16 protein-coding genes and 2 tRNA genes are annotated in these 16,615 nt (G+C 73.4%); 13 read left to right on the forward strand and 5 right to left on the reverse strand.

Annotated features, from left to right (window positions below; all coding sequences use genetic code 11):
- The first annotated feature begins 147 nt into the window (after positions 1 to 147).
- Positions 148 to 663, forward strand: coding sequence for a hypothetical protein (locus ACQEUR_RS11535; RefSeq protein ID WP_433029287.1), 516 nt, complete (start codon positions 148 to 150; stop codon positions 661 to 663).
- 66 nt (positions 664 to 729) lie between these two features.
- Here ACQEUR_RS11535 and ACQEUR_RS11540 read toward each other — a convergent pair whose 3' ends face one another.
- Complete coding sequence (locus ACQEUR_RS11540) at positions 730 to 1,863, reverse strand: hypothetical protein (RefSeq protein ID WP_433029289.1); 1,134 nt, start codon at positions 1,861 to 1,863, stop codon at positions 730 to 732.
- Between the two features lie 189 nt (positions 1,864 to 2,052).
- On the opposite strand from ACQEUR_RS11540, the gene ACQEUR_RS11545 reads away from it, so the two are divergent.
- The 5 genes from ACQEUR_RS11545 to arfB are packed head-to-tail and all read left to right on the forward strand — an operon-like array spanning position 2,053 to position 6,420.
- Entirely contained in the window at positions 2,053 to 3,108 is a 1,056-nt protein-coding gene (locus ACQEUR_RS11545) for an AAA family ATPase (protein WP_433029291.1), read from the forward strand.
- On the forward strand, positions 3,105 to 4,106 hold the full coding sequence (locus ACQEUR_RS11550; protein WP_433029293.1) for a DUF58 domain-containing protein: 1,002 nt from the start codon (positions 3,105 to 3,107) through the stop codon (positions 4,104 to 4,106). Before ACQEUR_RS11545 ends, ACQEUR_RS11550 begins: the two co-directional genes overlap by 4 nt.
- On the forward strand, positions 4,103 to 5,062 hold the full coding sequence (locus tag ACQEUR_RS11555) for a VWA domain-containing protein (protein ID WP_433029295.1): 960 nt from the start codon (positions 4,103 to 4,105) through the stop codon (positions 5,060 to 5,062). The genes ACQEUR_RS11550 and ACQEUR_RS11555 overlap by 4 nt, the downstream gene beginning before the upstream one ends.
- Positions 5,063 to 5,107: 45 nt before the next feature.
- A complete protein-coding gene (locus ACQEUR_RS11560) occupies positions 5,108 to 5,980 on the forward strand; it encodes a S1C family serine protease (RefSeq protein WP_433029297.1) in 873 nt (290 codons plus the stop codon).
- A gap of 17 nt (positions 5,981 to 5,997) precedes the next feature.
- Positions 5,998 to 6,420, forward strand: a complete 423-nt coding sequence (gene arfB, locus ACQEUR_RS11565) for an alternative ribosome rescue aminoacyl-tRNA hydrolase ArfB (protein ID WP_433029299.1) — start codon at positions 5,998 to 6,000, stop codon at positions 6,418 to 6,420.
- A 692-nt stretch (positions 6,421 to 7,112) separates the two neighbouring features.
- Here arfB and ACQEUR_RS11570 read toward each other — a convergent pair.
- Positions 7,113 to 8,150: an aminotransferase class V-fold PLP-dependent enzyme gene (locus ACQEUR_RS11570; protein WP_433029301.1), complete on the reverse strand. Its 1,038-nt coding sequence runs from the start codon at positions 8,148 to 8,150 to the stop codon at positions 7,113 to 7,115.
- Positions 8,151 to 8,236: 86 nt separating this feature from the next.
- Between ACQEUR_RS11570 and ACQEUR_RS11575 the strand changes: the two genes are divergently transcribed.
- From ACQEUR_RS11575 to ACQEUR_RS11585, 3 genes are all read left to right on the forward strand, one after another.
- Positions 8,237 to 8,941, forward strand: a complete 705-nt coding sequence (locus tag ACQEUR_RS11575) for a TetR/AcrR family transcriptional regulator (RefSeq protein WP_433029303.1) — start codon at positions 8,237 to 8,239, stop codon at positions 8,939 to 8,941.
- Between the two features lie 93 nt (positions 8,942 to 9,034).
- Positions 9,035 to 9,781 (forward strand): SDR family oxidoreductase, encoded by a 747-nt coding sequence (locus ACQEUR_RS11580; protein ID WP_433029305.1) that lies wholly within the window; start codon positions 9,035 to 9,037, stop codon positions 9,779 to 9,781.
- A 68-nt stretch (positions 9,782 to 9,849) separates the two neighbouring features.
- Positions 9,850 to 10,182 carry a putative quinol monooxygenase gene (locus tag ACQEUR_RS11585; RefSeq protein WP_433029307.1) on the forward strand — a complete coding sequence of 111 codons (333 nt, stop codon included), beginning with the start codon at positions 9,850 to 9,852 and terminating at the stop codon, positions 10,180 to 10,182.
- A 13-nt stretch (positions 10,183 to 10,195) separates the two neighbouring features.
- Here the strand turns inward: ACQEUR_RS11585 and ACQEUR_RS11590 are convergent, their stop codons facing one another.
- Both ACQEUR_RS11590 and ACQEUR_RS11595 read right to left on the reverse strand, forming a co-directional pair.
- Entirely contained in the window at positions 10,196 to 11,077 is an 882-nt protein-coding gene (locus tag ACQEUR_RS11590) for a 3-methyladenine DNA glycosylase (RefSeq protein WP_433029309.1), read from the reverse strand.
- Between the two features lie 108 nt (positions 11,078 to 11,185).
- Positions 11,186 to 12,913 carry a hypothetical protein gene (locus ACQEUR_RS11595; RefSeq protein ID WP_433029311.1) on the reverse strand — a complete coding sequence of 576 codons (1,728 nt, stop codon included), beginning with the start codon at positions 12,911 to 12,913 and terminating at the stop codon, positions 11,186 to 11,188.
- Positions 12,914 to 13,088: 175 nt separating this feature from the next.
- Between ACQEUR_RS11595 and ACQEUR_RS11600 the strand changes: the two genes are divergently transcribed.
- From ACQEUR_RS11600 to ACQEUR_RS11610, 3 genes are all read left to right on the forward strand, one after another.
- Positions 13,089 to 13,892, forward strand: a complete 804-nt coding sequence (locus ACQEUR_RS11600) for a fumarylacetoacetate hydrolase family protein (RefSeq protein ID WP_433029313.1) — start codon at positions 13,089 to 13,091, stop codon at positions 13,890 to 13,892.
- 98 nt (positions 13,893 to 13,990) lie between these two features.
- Positions 13,991 to 14,065, forward strand: a tRNA-Gln gene (locus ACQEUR_RS11605).
- A gap of 84 nt (positions 14,066 to 14,149) precedes the next feature.
- A tRNA-Glu gene (locus ACQEUR_RS11610) sits at positions 14,150 to 14,222 on the forward strand.
- Positions 14,223 to 14,411: 189 nt separating this feature from the next.
- Here ACQEUR_RS11610 and ACQEUR_RS11615 read toward each other — a convergent pair.
- Positions 14,412 to 15,098 carry an IclR family transcriptional regulator gene (locus tag ACQEUR_RS11615; RefSeq protein WP_433029315.1) on the reverse strand — a complete coding sequence of 229 codons (687 nt, stop codon included), beginning with the start codon at positions 15,096 to 15,098 and terminating at the stop codon, positions 14,412 to 14,414.
- Positions 15,099 to 15,147: 49 nt separating this feature from the next.
- On the opposite strand from ACQEUR_RS11615, the gene leuC reads away from it, so the two are divergent.
- Complete coding sequence (gene leuC, locus ACQEUR_RS11620) at positions 15,148 to 16,602, forward strand: 3-isopropylmalate dehydratase large subunit (RefSeq protein ID WP_433029317.1); 1,455 nt, start codon at positions 15,148 to 15,150, stop codon at positions 16,600 to 16,602.
- Positions 16,603 to 16,615: the final 13 nt, after the last annotated feature.

The raw sequence follows: 16,615 nt of genomic DNA on the forward strand, positions 1-16,615 counted from the left end.
CACCTAATCCACTCAGCCCCGATTTACGAGCGACTCGCCGCCGGGCGCGTTCTTGAATTGCGTTGGTGATTTCATTTCCGGACGGACGTCGCGATCAGCGGGGCCTAGTAAGACCATCACCGTCAGGCAGAAAGAAGAGATGTTGTCATGGCCAAAATCTTTGGGCGCAAGACAATGCTGCTCGCCGTCGGAGCGCTCGCGCTGAGCCTCGTCGGCGGTGGCATTGCCATCGCCGCGCCGAGCCCGGGGGTCGACCCCGGCGCGGTGCGGGTGGACGGTCGGCTGGTCGAGCAGCCACCGGTGAGCAAGGCCGACATCGAGCAGGCCAAGGCGGCGCTGGCCGCACCGGACGACGCCGGAGTCCTCCAGGCCACCGCGCTCTTCGCCGTCGTCAGCGCCAACGGCGGGCTGGTCCGGGGCGAGGGGGCCGTCTCGGTGGCCCTGCTGGGCCTCGGCCAGTACCAGGTGGTCTTCAACGCGCCCGTGAACACCGGCGCGTACCTCGGCACGATCGGTCTGACCGGCAACGTCGGCGTCTCGCCCACCGGGTTCATCTCGGTGGTCGGCCGGACCAACCTGGCCAACGGGGTCTTCGTGCAGACCTGGAACCAGTCCGGCCAGCCGGCCAACCGGAGCTTCCACCTCGGGGTGCTGCTCCCCTGAGCGGCGTCACCTCGTCGTCGGTCCCCGTGTCCACCCGGACGCGGGGACCGACCGCGTCCCCCGGGGTTACCGCGCCGGGGGCCAGGTGTCGGTGAGCACCCCGGTCAGCGCGTCGTACCGGTAGACGGTGGTGCGGTCGGGTGCCGTGGAACCGAGGTCGCGGACCTGGGTGACCAGCACCCCGATCCGGACGTGGTCCTGGCTCCTGACCGAGCGCCACGGGACGCCGGCCCGGGAGACGTGCACGCCGTGCGAGAAGTCCCCGTCGGGCGCGACGATCGAGTAGCGCGGACCGGCCGGCGGGTCGATGTCCAGGCCGCCGTCGGAGCGGATGGTGAGGGTGACGACGAGATTGCCCTCGGGATCGTGGATCTGGGCCGGGTCGCCGGGGTAGAAGCGGCTGCGGCCCTGCCCCTGGATGTCCATCCCGTTGTAGTAGGTGGCGCCCCGGGCGTCGACCCAGAAGTGCGGCACGTGCGCCCCGGGCGCGCTGTAGTCGGCACCGGGGTAGTAGGCCAGGTGCCAGTGCGGCGGGTTGTCCGTGTGCAGGGTGTTGTTGGTCTCGAAGCCCATCAGCGAGAAGAAGTGGCCCTTGCGGCGCGCCTCCGCGACCAGCCCCGAGTCCCGCAGCACCGCCTCGGAGGCGACCAGATAGTTGATCACCGACGCCGCCTGGACGGCCGGCCACGGCACGGTCAACCACGGCCCCGCCGCCCGGTCCGGATCGTTGTGTTCGATCCGCCAGTGCAGCCCGCTCGCGGTGGAGCCGTTGAGCATGCTCCACACCTGTAGCGTCGGCTGGTTGGCGTTCACCGTCGCCCGCAGCACCGGCAGCACGAAGCTGACCCGGTACGGGTCGCCGGCGTGCCGGTGCAGCGCCAGTCGGGTGTCGTGGGCGACGACCGAGCCGATCCACACCCCCGGCCAGCGGACCGTGACGGCCACGCCCTCGCCGCGGGGGCCCTGCACGAAGGAGTAGTACTCCGCCCGACTGGCCACGTGGTGCTGGGCGCCCGGCACGAACTCGTAACCCGCGGGCAGGGTGACCTGCGGCGTGCTGGGTTCGCCGGGGATCGCCTTGACGAGCCGGAACGCCGCGTAGCTCGGCGGGGGCAGCGGATCCGGGGCCGCGACGGCCGGCGTCGCGTAGCCCAGCGTCGCCGCCGTCACCAGAATCGCCAACCACCGTCGCAGCGCCACCGTCTGTCTCCCCCGGATCGGTCCGACCGCGTCGGGCCGGTGGTTGTGGTGCGCCGATTTTATTGGGGCGACTGGGATTTCGGATACCCGTCGTGTCCCCTGATGCGGGATTTGCGGGCCAGGCACCGCGACCGTGGGGTGCGGCGCGGAGCTGAGGTTTGCTCGGGGCCACCACGGGAAGTTCGCAACGTGACGGACAGTTCGGACACCGTGGCCAGCCGCCCCAGGCCGGCCGACACCTCGTCGGCCCGCCCCGAGCTGGAGCAGGCGCTCTTCGAGGTGAAACGCGTCATCGTCGGGCAGGACCGGCTGGTCGAGCGGCTTTTCACCGCGTTGCTGGCCGACGGCCACTGCCTGCTGGAGGGAGTTCCCGGGGTCGCCAAGACCCTGGCGGCGCAGACCCTGGCCACCACCGTCGGCGGCGAGTTCAGCCGGATCCAGTTCACCCCGGACCTGGTGCCCTCCGACATCGTGGGCACCCGGATCTACCGGGCCTCGCAGGAGAACTTCGATGTGGAGCTGGGCCCGGTGATGGCCAACCTGGTGCTGGCCGACGAGATCAACCGTGCCCCGGCCAAGGTGCAGTCGGCGCTGCTGGAGGCGATGGCCGAGCGGCAGGTCTCCATCGCCGGCCGCAGCTATCCGGTCCCGGCGCCGTTCATGGTGCTGGCCACCCAGAACCCGATCGAGTCCGAGGGCGTGTACCAGCTCCCCGAGGCACAGCGCGACCGGTTCCTGATGAAGGTGCTGGTGGACTACCCGAGCGACGCCGACGAACTGGCCATCCTCTACCGGATGAGCGCGGAACGGCCCCGCGTCCGGCAGATCCTCGACCCGCAGCGGCTGCGCGCGTTGCAGGAGCGGGCTTCCCGGGTCTTCGTGCACCACGCCCTCGCCGAGTACGTCGTGCGGCTGATCCTGGCCACCCGGGATCCCGGCCGGTTCGGGCTGCCGGAGGTGGCTCCACTGCTGGCGTACGGGGCGAGCCCGCGGGCCACTCTCGGCCTGGTCGCCGCGGCCCGGGCCCAGGCCCTTTTGCGCGGCCGGGACTACGTGCTCCCCGACGACGTCCGGGAGCTGGCGCCGGACGTGATCGCCCACCGGCTGGTGCTCTCGTTCGACGCCATCGCCGACGGGGTGCCGGCCGAGTCCGTCGTGGCGCGGCTGGTCGCCGCCGTACCGCCGCCGAGGATCGCGCCCTCCCGCGACGAACAGCAGCGCCGCGCCGGCCTGGCGGTCGCGTGAGCCGGCCCGAGGAACGCCCGGGACCGGGCGACATCTCCCTGCGCCAGCTCGCGCCGGAAGACCGGTTGCGCCGGCTGGAGCTGGTCGTGACCCGCCGACTCGACGGCCTGCTCCACGGCCAGTACCTCGGCCTGCTCCCCGGAACCGGCAGCGAGTTCACCGGCAGCCGGGAGTACCGGCCCGGCGAGGACGAGGTACGCCGGATGGACTGGGCGGTCACCGCGCGTACCACGGTGCCGCACGTGCGGGAGGTGGACGCCGACCGGGAACTGACCACGTGGCTGCTGGTCGATTCGTCCCCGAGCATGGACTTCGGCACCGCCGAACTGGAGAAGCGGGAACTGGCCGTGGCGGCGGTGGCGGCCGTCGGCTTCCTCACCGCCGGGGTCGGCAACCGGCTGGGGGCGTACCTGGTGGACGCCGGCGGCACCCGGCGGTTCCCGGCCCGTAGCGGGCGCACCCACCTGCTGGGGCTGCTGCGTACGCTGCTCGCGACACCCCGGGGCGCGGTCGGCGGGGCCGCGCCGACGCTCGCCGAGGCGGTCACCTCGCTGCACCGTGCCGCGCCCAACCGGGGCCTGGTGGTGGTCGTCTCTGACTTCCTCGACGGGCTACCCGACGGGGATGCCGGCGTGCCGGCCTGGGAGCAGCCGTTGCGTCGGCTGGCCGTCCGGCACCAGGTGCTGGCCGTCGAGGTGGTCGACCCCCGGGAGCTGGAACTGCCGGACGTCGGCCTGATCACCCTGGTCGACCCGGAGACCGGGCACCGCCGCGAGGTGTCCACAGGGGACCGTCGGCTGCGGGAGCGGTTCGCCGCGGCCGCCGCCGGGCAGCGCGAGCTGGTCCGGCAGGCGGTGCGGCGCAGTGGTGCCGCGCACCTGCCGCTGCGTACGGACCGGGACTGGACCGCCGACATCGTGCGACACGTACGGATGCAGCGACGCATGGCCGGGGCGGCGCGGGTGCCCGCCGGGGCGAGACGGGGAGGCACGGCATGACGTGGCAGTCTCCGGAGCGGCTGTTGCTGCTGCTGGGCGTGGTGGCGCTCGGCATCGGTTACCTGTTCCTGCAGCGGCGCCGCAGCCGCTACGCCGTACGGTTCACGAACCTGCGGCTGCTCGACCGGGTCGCGCCGGAGCGGCCGGCCTGGCGGCGGCACCTGCCCGCCGGGCTCTTCCTGGGCATGCTGGCGCTGCTGGTGGTCGGCTTCGCCCGGCCCGAGTCGGAGGTCCGGGTGCCCCGGGAACGGGCCACGGTGATGGTGGCGGTGGACGTCTCCACCTCGATGCTCGCCACGGACGTGGAACCGGACCGGTTGGCGGCGGCGAAGACCGCGGCCCGCAAGTTCGTCGACACGCTGCCCGACGAGTTCAACGTCGGACTGGTCGCGTTCGCCGGCAGTGCCGCGGTACTGGTCCCACCGGGCACCGACCGGCCGGTGCTGCACTCCGGGATCAAGCGGCTTGCCGAGGGCAGCACGGGGGTGCAGGGGACCGCGATCGGCGAGGCGATCGGCACCTCGCTGGAGGCGATCCGGACCTTCGACGTACAGGCGCAGAAGGACCCGCCGCCGGCCCGGATCGTGCTGCTCTCCGACGGGGCGAACACCTCCGGCCGGGATCCGCTGGCGGCGGCGGACGAGGCGGTGCAGGTGGGCGTGCCGGTGCACACGATCTCGTTCGGCACCGCCTCCGGGTACGTGGCCCGGGGCGGTCGACCGATCCGGGTACCGGTGGACGGTCAGACCCTGCGGGCGGTCGCCGAACAGACCCGGGGCGGCTACCACGAGGCGGGCACCAGCGCCGAGCTGCGGGACGTCTACGAGAACATCGGCACCTCCGTGGGCTACCGCACCGAGAAGCAGGACATCTCCGCGAGGTTCATCGGCTTCGGCCTGCTGCTGGCCCTGGCGGCGGCGGGTGGCTCGATGGCGTGGTTCTCCCGCCTGCCCTGACAGACCCGTTGACGAGGGATGACCCGATTCGACGAGGAGTGGACTATGGCAACGCAGACCGGACTGGGTGAACCGCGCGGCCCATGGTTCATCTCACCGGACCTGGAGGCGGGCAGGCCCGACGTCCTCGGCGTACCGGGCGGGCCGACCCTGACCCGGGCGTCGCGTCGCCGTCGCGCGCTGCTCGCCGCACTCGCGGTGGTGGCGCTCTCCATCGCCTCCGGCGGTCTCGCCGGCGGCTACGTCGCCAGCCGGGAGTTGCCGGCCGGGCAGGGGAAGGCGAGCGCCGCCGCCGTGCCGCCGGACCTGGTCGCGGCCGCCGCACAGGTGGTGCCGGGGGTGGTCTCGGTGATGGTCGAGGGCGGCGGCAAGAGCGCGACCGGTTCCGGCTTCGCCATCGACGACGTGCACCACATCGTCACGAACGACCATATCGTGGCCCGGGGCGGCGGGGGCGAGCCGGGCGGCGCGGTGATGGTGGAGACGTCGGACGGACGGCAGTTCGCCGCCCAGGTGGTGGGGCGGGACTCCAGCAGCGACATCGCGGTGCTGCGGGTGCCGCCGTCCGTGGGACTGGCGTCGCTGCCGCTGGCCAAGCCGGGTGCGACCCGGGTGGGGGAGCCGGTGCTGGCGGTCGGGTCGCCGCTGGGCCTCTCCGGCACGGTGACCGCCGGCATCATCAGCGCCTTGGACCGCCAGGTACGGCTCGGCGACAACCGGCACACGGCGGTGCAGACCGACGCGTCGATCAACCCGGGCAACTCCGGCGGCCCGCTGGTCAACGCCCGGGGTGAGGTGGTCGGGGTGAACACCGCGATCGCCACCATCGACGGCAGTGGCTCGATCGGGATCGGCTTCGCCATCCCCATCGAGCAGGCTCAGCAGGTGGCCGACACGATCATCGGGAAGGGCGGCTGAGCCGTAGGGTTGAGGTCATGGCACCGGTGACGATTCGACCGGGACTCGTCATCCCGGACGCCGAACTGAGCTGGCGGTTCTCCCGGTCCAGCGGTCCGGGAGGGCAGGGCGTGAACACCACCGACTCCCGCGCCGAACTCTCCTGGGACGTGGCCGGGTCGGCGGTGTTGCCCGAGCGGCTCAAGGCGCGGGCCCTCGACCGGCTGGCGGGGCGCCTGGTGGACGGGGTGCTGACGATCGTGGCGTCGGAGCACCGTGCCCAGTTGCGCAACCGGGAGGCCGCCGAGGCCCGTCTCGGGAATCTGCTGGCCGACGCGATCGCCCCGCCCCCGCCGCCCCGCCGACCGACCAAACCGAGCCGGCGGGCCAAGGAGCGACGGCTCACCGAGAAGAAGCGGCGGGGTCAGATCAAGCGGATGCGCCGGCCCGACGAGGACTGATCCGCTGGCCGGCGACTCCGTTGGCCGGCGACTCCGTTGGCCGGCGACTCCGTTGGCCGGCGACGTGCAAGGGCGTGCGGCCCGCGACTGCGGCCGGGCAACGACATGGGACGCGAGCGCCTGTAGAGCTGCCCCGTCTGTGCGCCCACGCCGTGCGGAACGGACCGTGCCGTGCGCGCTGTCCATGCCGGTTGCGTCGCCCGCGCCGTTGATGCCGGCTGCCGTCGGTCGGTTGGCCGCCGCTCGGGCTGAACGGCCGCGCGGGCGGCCTGACCCCCGCACAGCAGCACCGGTCCCGGCACACCGAGCGGGCGCCGAGGGTCGGGTTGGCCGTGGGTCGGGTTGGCCGTGGGTTCGGTTGGCCGGGTTGGCAGCCGCTCGGGTTGGCCGTGGGTCGGGTTCGCCGGGCTGGCTGCCGCTCGGGCTGGTCGTGGGTCGGGTTGGCCGCCGCTCGGGCTGGTCGGCGGTCCGGCTGGCGGCGTCGGATTGGCGGCGTCGGATTGGCGGCGTCCGCCGCCTGCCCCGTTCGTGCGCCCAGCTCTACAGGTCGTGCCTAGGGGGTGCGGTCCGACGCGGGCAGGTCGTCACCGCCGGCCTACCTGGTCATCCGGCCGGCCGGATGACCAGGCGTTTCCGGTTGAGGGCGGCACGCGGCACCGCATCCCCGTCGCTTGGGACCCCCCCGTGCGGGCTCAGCCGAGCAGGGCGTCCAGCGCCAGGTCCACGTCCCGCTCGGTGGAGTAGACGTGGAACGAGGCGCGTACCCGGCCGGCCCGGACCGCCGCCCTGACCTTCGCCGCCGCCAGCCGCTCCGCCGCCCCGGGCACGTCCACGCTGACGATGGCGCTGTTGCCCGGCGGTTGGCCGAGCCCGCGGAGGAACCGGTTGGCGAGCGCCACGTTGTGGTCCCGGATCGCCGCCACTCCCACCTGGGTGATCAGCTCCAGTGCCGGGGCCGCGCCGACGTAGCAGAACCAGGCGGGGGAGAGGTCGAACCGGCGGGCGTCATCGGCCAGCCGCAACGGCGGGCCGTAGTAGGAAGAGTGCGGGTCCTCCCCGGCGTACCAGTTGGCGGTCGACGGGGTCATCCGGTCCCGCAGCCGGGCACTGTAGACACCGAAGGCGGCACCGCGCGGCGACATCAACCACTTGTACGCCGCCACCGCCACCGCGTCGGCCCGGCCGGCCTCGAACGGCAGCCAGCCGCAGGCCTGGGTCGCGTCGACCACCACCAGCGCATCGTGCGCCTCGGCCGCGTCCAGCAGTTCGTCGTACGGCGCAACCGTGCCGTCGGCGGACTGCACCAGGCTGAACGCGACCAGGTCGGTGTCGGAGTCGATCGAGTCGACGAGCCGGTCCAGCGGCACGGTGCGGACCCGTACCCCCCGCTCGGCCTGCACCAGCCAGGGAAAGAGGTTGGAGGTGAACTCGACCTCGGGTACCACCACGGTGGCGCCGGCCGGCAGCGACGCCGCGACCGGGGCGAGGAGTTGGGAGACCGTCGCGCCGAGGGCGACATCGCTCACCGGCACCTCGACCAGGCCAGCGAAGGCGGAGCGGGCGCGGTGGGTCGAGGCGTCCCACGGCTCCCAGGAGTCACCCCCCACCCGCCAGTGGGCCAGGGCCGCCTGCAGCGCCTCCCAGCCGGGCCGGGGCGGCAGTCCGTAGCTCGCGGTGTTCAGCCAGCCCGGCTCCGGCTCCCACAACTCCTGTGCCTTGGTGAGATCCACCAGGCCAGGTTAGTCCCGCAGGCGACCGTAACGACGATTACATCTGAGAGGTAGCTCCGCTCCGCGTGAGGTGTTATCGTCGTTACGTGGATACGAGAACACGGATACTGCACGCGGCGGCGGACCTGCTCGCCCGCTCTACCGAGGCGGACGTCTCGACCCGGGCGGTCTGCGAGGCCGCCGGAGTGGGTGCCCCGGTGCTCTACCGGCAGTTCGGCGACAAGGAGGGCCTGCTGTCGGCGGTGGTCGACTTCGGCTTCGAGCAGTACCTCGCCGCGAAGCGTGCCGCGAAGCCCTCCGGCGACCCGCTCCGGGACCTGCGCGACGGCTGGGACAACCACACCGCCTTCGCGCTGGAGAACCCGAACTTCTACCGGCTGATGTACTCGCCCGGGCTCTCCACCCCGCCCGCCGCGGCGGCCGAGGCGCACCGGATGCTGCTGGCCGTGCTCGAACGCTGCGCCGCGGCCGGCCGGCTGCGGATCAGCCCGGAACTGGCCGCCCGGATGGTGATGCCGGCCAACACCGGGGTGGCGCTGCTGCTCATCACCCGGCCGGCGATCTACACCGACGCCCGGGAGATCTCCACCCGGGTCCGCGAGGCGGTCCTCACCGCGATCATCGCCCCGGACGGGCCGGGCGGCGCCCGGGAGCCGGACAGAGAGATCGCGGTGCGCGCGGCCAGCCTCGGCGCCCTGCTACGCGCTCTGCCGCAGAGCCCGCTCTCCGCCGCCGAGACCGCCCTGCTGCTCGAATGGCTGACCCGGCTGGCGAACCACCCGACCACCTGAAGCCGGGCACCCCGGCGCAGAACCACCACGGTCGCGAGCAGGTCGACGACCGGCGAAAACGCACGCCCGCATCCCCTCGAAGGAGTACCGGAAATGACCACCGAAACCACCCCGGCCACCCGTACCGCGATCGTCACCGGAGGCTCGCGCGGCATCGGCCGCCGGGTCGCCACCCGGCTGGCCGCCGACGGCTACGCCGTGGTGATCAACTACGCCAGCAACACCGAGGAGGCCGAGGCGGCGGTCCGCGAGGTCGAGGCCACCGGCGGCCGGGCCGTCGCGGTACGCGCCGACGTCGCCGACGAGGTCGCGGTCGCCGCCCTCTTCGACACCGCCGAGCAGGCGTACGGCGGGATCGACGTGGTGGTGCACGCGGCCGCCCGGATGCCGCTGGCGCCCCTGGCCGAACTCGACCTCGACGCGCTGGACGCCCTGCACCGGACGAACATCCGGGGCACCTTCGTCGTCGACCAGCAGGCCGTACGGCGACTGCGCCCCGGCGGCGCCATCGTCAACTTCTCCTCCTCGGTCGTCGGCCTGGCCTTCCCCGGCTACAGCGCCTACGCGGCCAGCAAGGGCGCGGTCGAGGCGATGACCCTGGTGCTGGCCCGCGAGCTGCGCGGCCGGGACGTGACGGTCAACGCGGTCGCCCCCGGCCCCACCGACACCGACCTGCTCAGGGCCAACAGCGAGGAGCGGATCAGGCAGCTCGCCGCCCAGCCGCCGCTGGAGCGGCTCGGCACTCCCGACGACATCGCCGAGGTGGTCGCCTTCCTGGCCAGCCCCGCCGGGCACTGGGTCAACGGCCAGGTGCTGCGGGCCAACGGCGGCATCATCTGACGTGTTAGGAAGGGGCCCTTCCTATGCAGAAAACGATAAGAAGGGGCCCTTCCTTTAGACTCCAGGCCATGATCTTCATCGCCGCCAAGTTCCGGATCCTGCCGGAGTACGCCGACCGGTGGCCCGACATCGCCGGTGAGTTCACCCGGGCCACCCGCGCCGAGCCGGGGTGCCTCTGGTTCGAGTGGTCCCGCAGCATCGAGGACCCGACGGAGTACGTGCTCGTCGAGGCGTTCCGCGACGGTGACGCCGGTGCGGCGCACGTGGGGTCGGAGCACTTCCGGGCCGCCCAGCGGACCCTTCCGCCGTACCTCGCGGAGACGCCCCGGATCGTGAACACCGCCCTCGACCAGGACGACTGGTCGGAACTCGGCGAGATGGCGGTGCCCGGGCGGGACTGACCCGCGCCTCGGCTCAGCCGGGGTCGACCGCGTCGATCGCGGCGAGCAGCCGGGCCCGCAGCGGCGCCGCCCGGTCGGCGAAGTCCCGCTGTGCGGCGGCGTACTCGGCCCGGCCCTCGGGCGTCTCGACCCGTACCGGCGGGTGGCCCAGGTCGCGCAGGTCGTACGGGCTGGCCCGCATGTCCAGGGTACGGATGTCGCGGGCCAGGGCGAACGCGTCGGCGACGAGTTCGCCCGGCACCAGTGGGGAGAGCTTGTACGCCCACTTGTAGAGGTCCATGTTGGCGTGCAGGCAGCCCGGCTGCTCGTTCTCGTGCTGCGTCTCCCGGGTCGGGGCGAGCAGGTTCAACGGCCGGGCCGGCGCGGTGAAGAACCGGTACGCGTCGAAGTGGCTGCACCGGATCCGGTTGTTCTCCACCGTCCGGGCCGTCTCCTCGGGGGAGAGCCGCAGCGGCCAGGCGTCGTGCCGGATCTCCTCCCGGGCCTGCCGGTAGACCATCGCCCACTCGTGCATCCCGAAGCAGCCGAAGTGTCCCGGCCGCTGCGCCGTCCGGGCCAGCAGCGAGCGGATCCACCCGACCGAGTCGCCGCGACGCCGCCGTACGGCCTCGGTGTCGAGGGTGAGCCCGGCGGCCTCGGCGCGGTAGTCGCGGCCGAACTCGGCCGCGTCGGCGTCGCGCAGCACCACGCCGGCTCCCGGATGCCAGCGACGCAGCTGGGCCGGACGGTGCGAGTAGTAGGTGAAGAGGAAGTCCTCCACCGGGTGGCGCACCCCGGCGGCCCGGCGGCGCAGGTGCGGCGCCAACCAGCCGTCGACGCGCTCCTCGTGGGCCCGCCGCCGGGCCCGCCAGGTCGTCGCGTCGAGCACGCGGGCGGGAGCGAGGGCCGAGGTCACCGATCCAGGGTACGGCCGGCGGGGGCGCGCACCGCGCACCGGCCACCGGACCGCTCAGCCCTGCGCGGTGGGCCGGATGACGAGTTCGTTGACGCCGACCCCGCCGGGCTAGTGCGGCACCGGCACGCTGACCCCGGCGGAGAAGACCGCGCTGCGCAGCTCGATCCGGGTCGGTGCCGCCGCGCCGGCCGGGGCGAAGACCAACGGGAAGATCATCCGTTGGCCGGCCGGCACCGGGTCGGCGAACGGGTCCTTCCCGGCGTTCGCCACCTGGGTGGCGGGTACGTCCGCGCTCACCCAGTCACCGTTGGGCAGGTACGCCCGTTGCAGGGTGCCGTACCACTGCTGGCTGCGGTCGGTGAGGTTGCGCATCCCGACGATGGCCCGGCAGCCCTGCGGTCCCGGCGGACAGGTCAGCCGGTACACGGTGAACTCGAACGCGCTCTCCCGCAGCGAGATGCCCACCGGTCCGGCCGCCGTCCGGCCCACCCAGGCGCCACTGGACGGCTGCCGGCCGCTGCTGATGGCGCTCATCCGGGTGGACGCCGTCCAACTCGTGCCGGCCAGTACGGCGACCGCCAGCACGCTGGCGAGCCCGACCGCCAGCCACGCGGGCGGGCGGGCCCGCCGGATGCCCCGGATGGCCACCCCGGGCAGCCGCCGGGCCCGGCCGACGAACCGGGACGAGGGGTCGACCGCCGGTACGACCGGCTGGGTGCCGGTGGCCTGCGTCGACCCGTCGTCCGGCGGTGCCGAGCCCTGCCGCCGGGGTGCGGGCGTGCGGGGCGGCAGCGGGGCGCGACCGACGTACCGGGCCCCGCCGGCGATCCCGACCAGCCCACCGGGCCCGGCCGTCCCGATGTCGTCCACCAGGCCGCCGTCGCCGAGCAGTCCGTCGTCGCGGGCCGGGGCGTCCGCGCCCGCGCGGGTGTTGCCGGCGGCCGGGGCGTCGCCGGGTGCCCGGCTCCCGGCGTGGGGCCGCGCGTCCTCCCGGGTGGCGTGGGCGGTGCCCGGGACGTGCCCGGTGGCGCGCCGGATGCTCGCCGGCACCGGGATCTTGGCGTTGCCGCGTACCCGGGCGGTGGCCCGGGCGATCGGATTGCCCGACCGCCGGATGGTGCGGCCGTCCCCGGTGGCGCGGGGGCCGGCGGGGGCGCCGGCGGGCCCCGTGTTGGCCCTGCCGGCCGCGCCCCGGCGCCGTCCGCGCCGTCGCCAGGTCAGGTATGCGGCGGCGGCCAGCAGCACCAGGACCGCCGCCAGCGCGCCCAGCACGGTACTCCGGCGCCACCAGGGGAGCGACGGACCCGGTTCGGCCCGCACCGAGGTGCCGCCGCCCGCGCCCGCGCCGGCGTTGGTGGCGTTCCAGGTGGCCGTCGCGCAGTCGTACGGGACCGTGCCGTTGGCGACGTAGGCGCAGGCCGGAGCGGTGATGTCGGCACCGTTGCCCGGCGGGCCGAGGGTGCTGGTGAGCAGCGCCGTGGTCCGGGGCCCCAACTGCACCTGCCAGGCGATCTCCGTACCCGGTTGTCCCGGTTGTCCGCCGACCGCCTGGCCGCCCTGGCTGACCAGCATCACCCGGGCACCCGGGGGCAGGTCCTGCCGGACCGTCGTCTTCACGGTGCCGTCGGTGTCGTTGCGTACCCGGATCTGGTAGTTCGGTGGCGTGCTGCCGGAGGCGGTCATCGCGACCGTGATGGGCGGGGCGGCGGTGGCGGACGGGGCCGAGGTGGCCGACGGTGCGGCGGCGCTCGCCGCGCCGGCGGCGGGTGCCGCCGTCGCCAACAGGCAACCCGCGATGGCTGCCCCTACCGGTCGAAGTCGGGTCGTTGCAGGCATCCCAGAGACCTCCCGAACCGACGCTAGGCCGGCCCGCCGGTCACCCGACGGGGAAGGGACGAACCGCTGACCCCGCCGTGGGCCTGGAGTATCGTGCGCCGCCCGGCAACCGTCGCCGGCCGCCCTCGCCGGCCGGGTGCGCCGGGCGACCGGTGGGTGCGGCTACATTGGCGACGTGCGTATCGCTCGTTTCGCTCATGCAAAGGGAATGTCGTTCGGCGTGGTCGAGGGTGATCCCGGCGCCGGCCCGGAGGGGCTGACGGTGGCCGAGATCGAGGGCCATCCGTTCGGCGAGATCCGGTTCACCACCGCCCGGTGGGCGCTGGCCGACGTCCGGCTGCTCTCCCCGATCCTGCCCAGCAAGGTGGTCTGCGTCGGCCGCAACTACGCCGAGCACGCCAGTGAGCTCGGCAACGAGGTGCCGGCCGAGCCGCTGCTCTTCCTCAAGCCGTCCACCTCGGTGATCGGCCCCCGGGACGCGATCCGGCTGCCGGCCCAGTCCAAGCAGGTGGAGCACGAGGCCGAGCTGGCGGTGGTGATCGGCCCACCCGGGGCACGGCGGGCCGACCGGGCCGCCGCCGCGCGGGCCGTCTTCGGCTACACCTGCGCCAACGACGTGACGGCGCGGGACCTGCAACGCGCGGACGGCCAGTGGACCCGGGCCAAGGGCTTCGACTCGTTCTGCCCGATCGGGCCCTGGATCTCCACCGGGCTGGACGTCTCGGACCTGGAGGTGCGCTGCGAGGTCGGTCGCGGTCCGGACGAGATGGAGGTACGCCAGCTCGGCCGGACCCGGGACATGGTCTTCGACGTGCCGACCCTGGTGTCCTACATCTCACACGTCATGACGCTGCTCCCGGGTGACGTGGTCCTGACCGGTACGCCGGCCGGGGTTAGCCAGCTCACCGACGGGGATACCGCCCTGGTGCGCATCGAGGGGATCGGCGAACTGTCGAACCCGGTGGTCTCGCTGGACTGAGCCGGGGCGTCCGCGCGGGTGCGCGTACGGGTACCGGACCCGATTTGGTCTCCACCACCGGGTCCGGTAAAGTTCGCTTTCGGTGCGGCAAGCACCGATGGGGTATGGGGTAATTGGCAGCCCGACTGATTCTGGTTCAGTTAGTCTAGGTTCGAGTCCTGGTACCCCAGCCACCGATGTCCCGCAAGGATATCGGTTGCTGGTCTCTGGTAGAGTTCAGCAGCGTTGGCCGCAAGGTCAACAAGAAAGCGAGTCCTGGCCCCGTCGTCTAGCGGCCTAGGACGCCGCCCTCTCAAGGCGGTAGCGCCGGTTCGAATCCGGTCGGGGCTACTTTTGACGGCCCGCGTCACTACTGGTGGCGCGGGCCGTTGTCGTTGTGGCCCACACCGCTGGTCGGGCGGTCGCTCTACCGTCGAGCATCACATATCGGACCGGGGCGGATGGCGGAAACCGGCAGATCCGGCCGCCGCCCGCCCGACGCGTGACGGGCCCGGGGTGTGTGCTGCCCCGGACCCCTCCTCACAGGCCGCTGAGCCGCTGTCCCGCCCGGACCACCGCCATCGCGTGCCGGTCCCCGGGCCGCCGGCCCAGCCGCTCGATCGGGCCGGAGATGCTGACCGACGCGATCACCCGACCGGTGCGGTCCCGGATCGGGGCCGAGACGCTCGCCACCCCCGGCTCCCGCTCGGCGACGCTCTGCGCCCAGCCGCGCCGCCGTACCTCGGCGAGGGTGCGGCCGGTGAACTTGCAGCGGGGCAGCAGCGGCATGACCGCCTCGGGCGGCTCCCAGGCGAGCAGGATCTGTGCCGCGGAGCCGGCCGTCATCGGCAGGACCGAGCCGACCGGCACGGTGTCCCGCAGCCCGCTGGCCCGCTCGGCGGCGGCCACGCAGATGCGCTCGTCCGCCCGGCGCAGGTAGAGCTGGGCGCTCTCCCCGGTCGCGTCGCGCAGCGCGGCGAGCAGTGGCTCGGCGGCGGTGAGCAGGACGTCGGGAGCGGCATTGGCGAGCTCGCCGAGGCGCGGTCCCGGCCGCCACCGCCCCTGGGTGTCCCGGACCAGCATCCGGTGGATCTCCAGGGCCTGCGCCAGGCGGTGCGCGGTGGCCCTGGGCAGCTTGGTGCGATCGACGAGCTCGGCCAGACTGGCGCCGTCGACGCAGGCCGCGAGGATGACGACCGCCTTGTCGAGAACGCCGACACCGCTCATACTGTGTCCCACAAGCCGAAACCTACCTCCCAGAATTTAGGATGTCCAGATGGTGGGAGTCACTCCAGAGCCGTCCTCGCCCAGGACCCTGGCCGAGAAGGTCTGGGATGCTCACGTGGTGCGATCCGCTGACGGTGAGCCGGATCTGCTCTACATCGACCTGCACCTGCTACACGAGGTGACCAGCCCGCAGGCCTTCGACGGCCTGCGTCTGGCCGGTCGCCCGGTCCGCCGGCCCGACCTCACGCTCGCGACCGAGGACCACAACACGCCGACCGGGTACGACGACCCCAGTTTCCGGTCCCGGCGGGGTGACCTGCTCACCATCGCCGACCCCACGTCGCGCACCCAGATCGAGACGCTGCGCCGCAACTGCGCGGAGTTCGGCCTGCGGCTGCACCCGCTCGGCGACGACAACCAGGGCATCGTGCACGTGATCGGCCCCCAGCTCGGGCTGACCCAGCCGGGCCTGACGATCGTCTGCGGCGACTCGCACACCGCGACCCACGGCGCGTTCGGGGCACTGGCCTTCGGCATCGGCACCAGTGAGGTCGAACACGTCCTGGCCACGCAGACCCTGCCGCAGATCCGGCCGAAGACGATGGCGGTCACCGTCATCGGCGAGCTGGCGCCGGGGGTCACCGCCAAGGACCTGATCCTGGCCCTGATCGCCCAGGTGGGCACCGGCGGCGGGCGCGGCCACATCGTGGAATACCGGGGCGAGGCGATCAGCGGGCTCTCCATGGAGGCCCGGATGACCATCGCCAACATGTCCATCGAGTGGGGCGCCAAGGCCGGCATGATCGCGCCGGACGAGACGACGTTCGCCTACCTCAAGGACCGCGCCCACGCGCCGAAGGGCGCGGACTGGGACGCCGCGGTGGAGTACTGGCGCTCGCTGCCGACCGACCCCGACGCGACCTTCGACACCGAGGTGGTGCTGGACGCCAGCCGGATCACCCCGTTCGTCACCTGGGGCACCAACCCCGGGCAGGGCGCGGCGCTCAACGCGGCGGTGCCGGACCCGGAGGAGTTCGTCAGCGAGGCGGAGCGGACCGCCGCGCACCGGGCCCTGGAGTACATGGACCTCAAGCCCGGCACCCGGCTGCGGGACGTACCGGTCGACGTGGTCTTCGTCGGCTCCTGCACCAACGGGCGCCTGGAGGACCTGCGCGCCGCGGCCGACGTGCTGCGGGGGCACCGGGTCGCCGACGGCGTGCGCATGCTCGTCGTACCCGGCTCGGCGGCGGTGCGCGAGGCGGCCGAGCACGAGGGCCTGGACCGGGTCTTCACCGAGGCCGGGGCGGAGTGGCGGTTTGCCGGCTGCTCGATGTGTCTCGGGATGAACCCGGACACCCTGAAGCCGGGCCAGCGCTCGGCCTCGACCTCCAACCGCAACTTCGAGGGCCGGCAGGGCCGCGGTGGGCGTACCCACCTGGTCTCGCCACCGGTCGCCGCCGCCACCGCCGTGGTCGGCCGGCTGGCCGCCCCCGCCGATCTGTAAAGGGGCTGACCCG

It is taken from the genome of Plantactinospora sp. CA-290183, from assembly GCF_050936375.1.
Lineage (GTDB): Bacteria > Actinomycetota > Actinomycetes > Mycobacteriales > Micromonosporaceae > Plantactinospora.

Coding starts and splice junctions, on each gene's coding strand:
- leuC (WP_433029317.1), top strand. CDS start 15,148: ATGGTGGGAGTCACTCCAGAGCCGTCCTCGCCCAGGACCCTGGCCGAG.
- arfB (WP_433029299.1), top strand. CDS start 5,998: ATGGCACCGGTGACGATTCGACCGGGACTCGTCATCCCGGACGCCGAA.
- ACQEUR_RS11585 (WP_433029307.1), top strand. CDS start 9,850: ATGATCTTCATCGCCGCCAAGTTCCGGATCCTGCCGGAGTACGCCGAC.
- ACQEUR_RS11535 (WP_433029287.1), top strand. CDS start 148: ATGGCCAAAATCTTTGGGCGCAAGACAATGCTGCTCGCCGTCGGAGCG.
- ACQEUR_RS11615 (WP_433029315.1), bottom strand. CDS start 15,098: ATGAGCGGTGTCGGCGTTCTCGACAAGGCGGTCGTCATCCTCGCGGCC.
- ACQEUR_RS11580 (WP_433029305.1), top strand. CDS start 9,035: ATGACCACCGAAACCACCCCGGCCACCCGTACCGCGATCGTCACCGGA.
- ACQEUR_RS11595 (WP_433029311.1), bottom strand. CDS start 12,913: ATGCCTGCAACGACCCGACTTCGACCGGTAGGGGCAGCCATCGCGGGT.
- ACQEUR_RS11555 (WP_433029295.1), top strand. CDS start 4,103: ATGACGTGGCAGTCTCCGGAGCGGCTGTTGCTGCTGCTGGGCGTGGTG.
- ACQEUR_RS11560 (WP_433029297.1), top strand. CDS start 5,108: ATGGCAACGCAGACCGGACTGGGTGAACCGCGCGGCCCATGGTTCATC.